The 7,119-nt window shown below is 65.8% G+C and carries 7 protein-coding genes; all 7 read left to right on the top strand.

Translation table 11 applies throughout. From position 1 onward, the window contains the following. On the top strand, nucleotides 1-931 hold a 931-nt coding region (locus Q0U08_RS15825; protein ID WP_298092515.1), incomplete at its 5' end, for a TIM barrel protein. Continuing rightward, nucleotides 928-1,761 carry a DUF1080 domain-containing protein gene (locus tag Q0U08_RS15820; protein ID WP_298092513.1) on the top strand — a complete coding sequence of 278 codons (834 nt, stop codon included), beginning with the start codon at nucleotides 928-930 and terminating at the stop codon, nucleotides 1,759-1,761. The genes Q0U08_RS15825 and Q0U08_RS15820, both read left to right, overlap by 4 nt. Continuing rightward, nucleotides 1,748-2,311, top strand: a complete 564-nt coding sequence (locus Q0U08_RS15815; protein WP_298092512.1) for a gluconate 2-dehydrogenase subunit 3 family protein — start codon at nucleotides 1,748-1,750, stop codon at nucleotides 2,309-2,311. Before Q0U08_RS15820 ends, Q0U08_RS15815 begins: the two co-directional genes overlap by 14 nt. After that, on the top strand, nucleotides 2,308-3,144 hold the full coding sequence (locus tag Q0U08_RS15810; RefSeq protein WP_298092511.1) for a sugar phosphate isomerase/epimerase: 837 nt from the start codon (nucleotides 2,308-2,310) through the stop codon (nucleotides 3,142-3,144). The genes Q0U08_RS15815 and Q0U08_RS15810 overlap by 4 nt, the downstream gene beginning before the upstream one ends. 25 nt (nucleotides 3,145-3,169) lie before the next feature. Continuing rightward, on the top strand, nucleotides 3,170-4,843 hold the full coding sequence (locus Q0U08_RS15805) for a GMC family oxidoreductase (RefSeq protein ID WP_298092510.1): 1,674 nt from the start codon (nucleotides 3,170-3,172) through the stop codon (nucleotides 4,841-4,843). Nucleotides 4,844-4,953: 110 nt separating this feature from the next. Continuing rightward, nucleotides 4,954-5,532 carry a TerD family protein gene (locus Q0U08_RS15800; protein ID WP_298092509.1) on the top strand — a complete coding sequence of 193 codons (579 nt, stop codon included), beginning with the start codon at nucleotides 4,954-4,956 and terminating at the stop codon, nucleotides 5,530-5,532. A 139-nt stretch (nucleotides 5,533-5,671) separates the two neighbouring features. Further along, a partial coding sequence (locus tag Q0U08_RS15795; RefSeq protein ID WP_298092508.1) for a glycoside hydrolase family 127 protein occupies nucleotides 5,672-7,119 on the top strand: 1,448 nt, incomplete at its 3' end.

Here is a 7,119-nt window from a genome sequence, read left to right as displayed (position 1 = left end):
GGGCATGACGCTGTCGCGTCGGATGTTGTTGGCGGCGGGGGCCGCGACGTCGCTGGCGGCGGGGATGGCGGGGGCGCAGCGACGGTCCTCGAACGCGGCGCGCTTTTCGCTCGGCTATGCCCCGCATGAGGGCAGCTTCGCGAGCCGTGGCGGGTTGATCGAACAGATCGCCTTTGCCGCGGATCAGGGCTTTACCGCCTGGGAGGATAACGAGGCGCGGGCGCGTCCGGTCGCCGAGCAGGAGGCGATGTCGAAGGCGCTGGCGCAGCGCGGCATGACGATGGGCGTCTTCGTCGCCAGCATGCCGAAATGGTCGCAGTCCCGGCCGCTGCTGGGCGGCAATGACGATGCGGAGCGCGAGGCGTTCCTGGCGGACATCCGCAGCTCGATCGAGGTCGCCAAGCGGCTGAACGCCAAGTGGATGACGGTGGTGACGGGGTTCCTGGACAACAAGCTGCCGCTCGATATCCAGACCGCGCGGGTGATCGACGTGATGCGAAAGGCCGGCGACATCGTCGCGCCGCACGGCATTGCGATGGTGATGGAGCCGCTGAACACGCGGACCAACCATCCGGGTGTCTATATGCAGACCATCGCGCAGGGCTATGCCGTGGCGCGCGGGGCGAACAGTCCGGGGGTGAAGATCCTGGCCGACCTGTATCACGAGCAGATCCAGTCCGGGAACCTGATCCCGACGCTGGGGACTTGCTGGAGCGAGATCGGCTATATCCAGTTCGGCGACAATCCGGGCCGCAACGAGCCGGGGACGGGCGAGATCAACTATGCCAACATCGTCCGCTGGCTGAAGAACAAGCGCTATGCCGGCGTGATCGGCATGGAACATGGCAATGCGACAAAGGGACGCGCGGGCGAGGAGCGGTTGATCGCCGCATACCGCGCGATCGACGCGCAGGCGGGAGAGCGAGCATGACGGGGATACGCGCGTTTGCGGGCCTGATGCTGGTGCTGGGAACAGGCCCGGCGCTGGCGCAGGAGAAGCCGGGGTTCAAGGATACGCCGATGCTGCCGGGCGGGCAGTGGCGGGTGCATGACGCCGACCGGCCCGCGCCCACGGTGGTAACGCCGGCGGCCAATCCGGGCGGGGCGCCGTCCGACGCGGTGGTGCTGTTCGACGGGCGATCGACTGATGCCTGGCGGGCTGAGCGAGCGATGTGGCCGGTGGAGAACGGCGCGCTGGTCGTGCCGTCGCGGGCGAAAAGCGGTGGAGAGAACGCCCTGATCTCCAAGCAAAGCTTTGGCGACGTGCAGTTGCATCTGGAGTTCCGCTCGCCCAACCCGCCGACCAAGACCTCGCAGGACCGGGGCAATAGCGGCATCTGGTTCATGCAGCGATATGAGGTGCAGATTCTGGATGGCTATCAGAACCCGACCTATGCCGATGGCACGGTGGGCGCCGTCTATGGGTGGAAGCCGCCGCTGGTGAACGCATCGCGCAAACCGGGCGAATGGCAGAGCTACGACATCGTGTTCGAGCGGCCGCGCTTCGCGGCGGATGGGTCGCTGGTGCGCCCGGCCTACGTGACCGCGTTCCTGAACGGGGTGCTGGTGCAGAACCATCAGGCGATGCTGGGCACGACCGCCTGGCGGCAGGTGGCGCAGTACAAGGCGCACGGCGATGCGGCACCAATACAGTTGCAGGACCATGACTCGCCGGTCGCCTATCGCAACATCTGGGTTCGTCCGCTCGACCAGGCGGCGATTGCACAGGATCTGGAGGCAATGGACAGTGATCGACCGTAGAACCGCACTGGCAGGCGTCGCCGCGATGTTCGGCAGCGCCCTGTTCGCACCGATCGCACGCGCCGCCGGACTGTCCCTGCCGGTGCCGCCGATCAACCAGGGGCCGCCGAGCGTCGCCGTCTTCACCGCGCCGCAACGCGCGCTGATGACCGCGCTGAGCGAGCGCGTGCTGCCGACAACGGATACGCCGGGCGCGATCGCCGCGGGCGTGCCCGCCTTCATCGAGAAGATGCTGGCGGACTGGGCCGAGCCGGGCGACCGGGTGCCGATCGTCGCGGGGCTGGACGCCATAGATGCGCGCAGCCAGCGCGACAACCGGGTGGCCGCGGCAAAGGCCACACCAGCGCAACAGGACGCGCTGCTGACGCTGGCGATGAACGACCAGATCCCTGGCGGCAAGACCTTCTTCGAGGCGTTCCGGCAGCTCGTCATCACCGGTTATTACACGTCGGAGATCGGCATGACGCAGGAGCGCGAATATCTGCCGGTGCCGGGCGAGTATAACGGCGCCTTTCCCTATTCCCAGGTCAACAAGGTCTATAGCTCATGACCATCAATCGTCGTCATCTGCTGGCCGGTGCAGGGTCGCTTGCCGCGATCGGCCTTGCCGGCGTGCCCGCCTTCGCCGCCAAGCTGGGGCCGATCGGGCTGCAACTCTATACGGTGCGCGAACTCTTCCAGAAGGACCCGGTCAAGACGCTGGAGACGGTGGCGCGCATCGGTTACCGCGAGGTCGAGTTCGGCGGTGGCGGTTACGACAGCATGGACCATGCCATGCTGCGTCGGACCATGGACCGGCTGAAGCTGACCGCGCCGTCCGTCCATATCGGCTATGACGCGCTGCTCGGCAATTTCGCGAAGTCGGTCGCCATGGCCAAGACGCTGGGCGCATCCACGGTGGTGCTGCCCTACATGACGGACGAGCATCGCAGCGAGGCCGGCTGGCAGGCGGCGCTGCCCAACATCAACCGGTTCGCCAACGACCTGAAGGCCGCAGGGCTGAACTTCGCCTATCACAACCATGACTTCGAGTTCACCGTAAAGCCGGGCGGGGTCAGCCTGTACGAGCGGCTGCTGCGCGAGACCGACCCGGCGCTGGTGAAGGTGGAACTGGACCTGTACTGGGTGGAGCATGCCGGGGAAGATGTGGCGGCATGGATCGAGCGGCTGGCCGATCGCCTGTACGCCTATCACGTCAAGGACATGCGGCCCGACCGCAGCATGACGGCGGTGGGCGCGGGCGTGACCGATTTCGCCGCGCTGTTCCGGTTGAAGGGCAGCGCCGGGGTGCGGCATTTCTACGTCGAGAACGACGAGGCGCCTGCACCCTACATCCCCGACATCACCAAGAGTTTCCAGACGCTGCGCGCCCTGCGCGTCTGATCGTCGATTTCTGGAGAGGACAATCATGGCATCGACCAACAGGTTCGACGCAATCGTCATCGGCTCGGGCGTGAGCGGCGGATTTGCTGCCAAGGAGCTGACCGAGAAGGGGCTACGCGTCCTGATGCTCGACCGCGGCCGGATGGTGGAGCATGGCGAAGGCTATACCTATGACGGCAAGCCCGCCTATGAAGTGCCGGCGCGCAACATCATGCCCAAGCCGCTGATCGAAAGTAACTACTTCATCGCCAAGCACGGCTATGTCGCGCCGAGCAACCAGGCCTTTTACAATGACGACAAGGCCAATCCCTATGCCTATGACGAGGGTAGCCCCTTCTACTGGATTCGTCCCGCGGCGGTGGGCGGCAAATCGCTGATCTGGGGACGGTGGAGCTTTCGCTGGGCGCCGGAGGATTTCGACGCGAACAAGCGCGACGGGATCGATGGCGAATGGCCGATCGGGTATGACGACGTCGCGCCGTGGTACTCCTATGTCGAGAAATATATCGGCGTATCGGGATCGCGCGAGAACCTGCCCTATCTGCCGGACAGCGAGTTCCAGCCGCCGATGCCGATGAACGTCGCGGAAAAATGGCTGAAGGGTCGGCTGGAGACGCAGTTTCCCGGCCGCAAGCTGATCAACACGCGCCTGTCCAACATGACCGAGGACAAGCCGGATCAGAACCGGACCAAGTGCCAGTATCGCAACCAGTGCAGCAATGGTTGCGCGTTCGGCGCCTATTTCTCGACCCAGGCGGTGACGCTGCCGGCGGCGCGCGCGACCGGCAAGCTGACGCTGAAGTCCGATGCGGTGGTGACCAACCTGGAATATGATCCGCAGCGCAAGCGGGTGACCGGCGTCCGCTACGTCGATGCCAATACGGGGCAGGCGGAGGTCGTGGGCGCCGACCTGGTGTTCCTGTGTGCATCGGCGATCGCATCGACCCAGATCCTGATGAACTCGCGCGATGCGCGCACCGGGCGCAGCCATTTCGACAGCAATGGCACGCTGGGCGCCTATGTGATGGATCATATCTTCCGCGTCGGCGTCGGCGGCGACATTCCGGGAATGGAGGAGTTCATCGAATATGGCCGCCGGCCGGGCGGCGTCTATGTGCCGCGCTTCCGCAATATCGGCGGCGACGAGGGGGTCGGCTTCCGCCGCGGCTATGGCTATCAGGGCAGCGCACGGCGCGAAGTGTCCGAGCCGGTCGGGTTCGGGGCGTCGATGAAGCATGGCATGCGTCGTTATGGCCCGTGGAAATTCGGCATGGGTGCGTTCGGCGAATGCCTGCCCTATGCCGACAACCGCGTGTCGCTGCACGCGAACAAGGTGGACCGTTTCGGGGTGCCGCTGATGCGCTTCGACGTCCGGTTCCGCGACAACGAGCTGAAGATGATGGCGGATGCGCGGACGCAGGGCGAGGCGATGCTGCGCGCCGCTGGCCTGACCAACGTGACCAGTTGGGAAAGTGAGCATGTGCCGGGTGACGCGATCCACGAGATGGGCGGCGCGCGCATGGGTCGTGATCCGCGTAAGTCGGTGCTGAACGGCTGGAGCCAGGCGCATGACGCGTCCAACCTGTATGTGACCGATGGCGCGCAGATGGCATCGATCGCGTGCGTCAATCCGTCGCTGACCTTCATGGCGCTCACCGCGCGCGCGGCCGACCATGCGGTCAAGGCGTTGCGGGCGTAACCGGCGCCCCTGGGGAGCATCGCCCCCGCCCGCGGAACCGGAATGCGTCGCCCGCGCGTTCCGGAGTGGGGCGATGCTCGCCATGACCTGCCGATGATGGAGAAACACCGATGTCCGTAAGCCTGTCCAAAGGTGGCAATGTCAGCTTGTCGAAAGAGGAACCGGGCCTTTCGCGCATCCTGATCGGCCTTGGCTGGGACACGCGCACCACCGATGGGACCGATTTCGATCTGGACGCCAGCGCGTTCCTGCTGGGGCAGGGCGACCGGGTGCGTGGGGACGCGGACTTCATCTTCTACAACAATCTGCGATCCGCCGACGGTTCGGTCGAGCATACCGGCGACAACCGGACCGGCGAGGGGGACGGTGACGACGAGGCGTTGAAGGTCGATCTGGCGACCGTCCCGTCCGACGTGCAGAAGATCGCGGTGTCGGTGACGATCCACGAGGGCGAGCAGCGCCGGCAAAGCTTCGGCATGGTCTCCAACGCCTTCATCCGCGTCGTCAACGACGTGACCGGGCGTGAGATCGCCCGCTACGACTTGTCGGAAGATGCATCGACCGAGACAGCGATGATCTTCGGCGAGGTCTATCGCCACAATGGCGAGTGGAAGTTCCGCGCGGTGGGGCAGGGCTATAAGGGTGGCCTGGCGCCGATGGCGCGCAATTTCGGGGTGAATGTCGGCTAGACCCGGATGTGCGGGGCGGGACCGGATCGCATCTCCGCCTTGCAATACTCTGACATTTCCCTAGGCTTCGCCGCGATGCCGGTGTTCCGAATGATCCGCACGGACGATGCGGACGCCGGCCGCTGGAGAGGTCTTGGCGATGTTGTTTTCCCGTCGTTCCCTGTTGGCCAGTGCAAGTGTCGTGGCGTTGGCGCCGGCGGCATGGGCGCGATCACCCGTTGTCCACAGCCGCCGGGTAGAGCCGGTGCCGGCGCGCTATGTCCGGCTGAAGCCGTCGCCGTTCGCTGACGCGTTCGAGGCGAACCGGCGCTATCTGCTGGCCCTCGATCCCGAACGGCTGCTGCACAATTTCTACCGCTCGGCGGGACTGCCGGCGCCCAAGCCGGTCTATGGCGGCTGGGAGGCGATGGGGATCGCCGGCCACTCGCTGGGGCATTGGCTGACCGCGTGTGCGCTGGTGGTGGGAAATACCGGTGACCGCGAGGTCGCGGCGCGGCTGGATCATGCGCTGGCCGAAATGGCACGCATCCAGGCGGCGCACGGCGATGGCTATTGCGGCGGCACCACGGTGGAGCGCGACGGCAAGACGGTCGACGGCAAGATCGTGTTCGAGGAGGTACGGCGGGGCGATATCCGCAGCGGCGGGTTCGACCTGAACGGTGGCTGGGTGCCGCTCTATACGTGGCACAAGGTGCATGCCGGATTGATCGACGCGCATGTGCTGGCGCGCAATCCGCGGGCGATGCCGGTCATGCTGGCGCTGGCCGGGTATCTGGCCGGCGTGCTGGAACCGCTGGACGACGCGCAGATGCAGCGCGTGCTGCATGCCGAGCATGGCGGGCTGAACGAGACCTATGCGGAGACCTATGCGCTGACCGGTGATCCGCGCTGGCTGCGCATCGCGGAGAAGATCCGGCACAAGGCGGTGCTGGATCCGCTCGCCGCGCGGCAGGACAAGCTGGCCGGACTGCATGCCAATACGCAGATCCCGAAGGTGATCGGGCTGGCGCGGCTGCACGAGGTGACGGGTGATCCGGCGCATGTCGTCGCGCCGCGTTTCTTTCACGAGCGCGTGACGCAGCATCACAGCTACGTCATCGGCGGCAATTCGGAACGCGAGCATTTCGGCCAGCCCGATCAACTGGCCGGGCGCATCACCGAGGCGACGTGCGAGGCGTGCAACAGCTACAACATGATGAAGCTGACCCGGCATCTGTATAGCTGGCAGCCGGAGGCCCGCTGGTTCGATTTCTACGAGCGGGTTCAGCTGAACCACATCATGGCGCACCAGCGCCCCGATACCGGGCAGTTCGTGTATTTCATGCCCCTGGCCGCAGGTGCGCGGCGGGTATTCTCCAGTCCCGAGGACAGCTTCTGGTGCTGCGTCGGGTCGGGGATGGAGAGCCATGCCAAACATGCGGACTCGATCTGGTGGAGCGATCCCAAGACGCTGTACGTGAACCTGTTCATCCCGTCGGAGCTGGACTGGCCGGAGCGTGGGCTGGCGGTGACGATGGACACGACGATGCCGCTGGAGGGCAGCGCGACGCTGACCGTGCGGCGCGCTGCCCTCCAGCGGCATCGTCG

The organism is uncultured Sphingomonas sp. (assembly GCF_946477935.1).
Lineage (GTDB): Bacteria > Pseudomonadota > Alphaproteobacteria > Sphingomonadales > Sphingomonadaceae > Sphingomonas.
This window is presented reverse-complemented; position numbering and strand designations above follow the sequence as displayed.

What these genes read in the sequence shown, in the direction of transcription:
- Q0U08_RS15820 (WP_298092513.1), top strand. Translation starts at nt 928, where the DNA reads ATGACGGGGATACGCGCGTTTGCGGGCCTGATGCTGGTGCTGGGAACA.
- Q0U08_RS15810 (WP_298092511.1), top strand. Translation starts at nt 2,308, where the DNA reads ATGACCATCAATCGTCGTCATCTGCTGGCCGGTGCAGGGTCGCTTGCC.
- Q0U08_RS15805 (WP_298092510.1), top strand. Translation starts at nt 3,170, where the DNA reads ATGGCATCGACCAACAGGTTCGACGCAATCGTCATCGGCTCGGGCGTG.
- Q0U08_RS15800 (WP_298092509.1), top strand. Translation starts at nt 4,954, where the DNA reads ATGTCCGTAAGCCTGTCCAAAGGTGGCAATGTCAGCTTGTCGAAAGAG.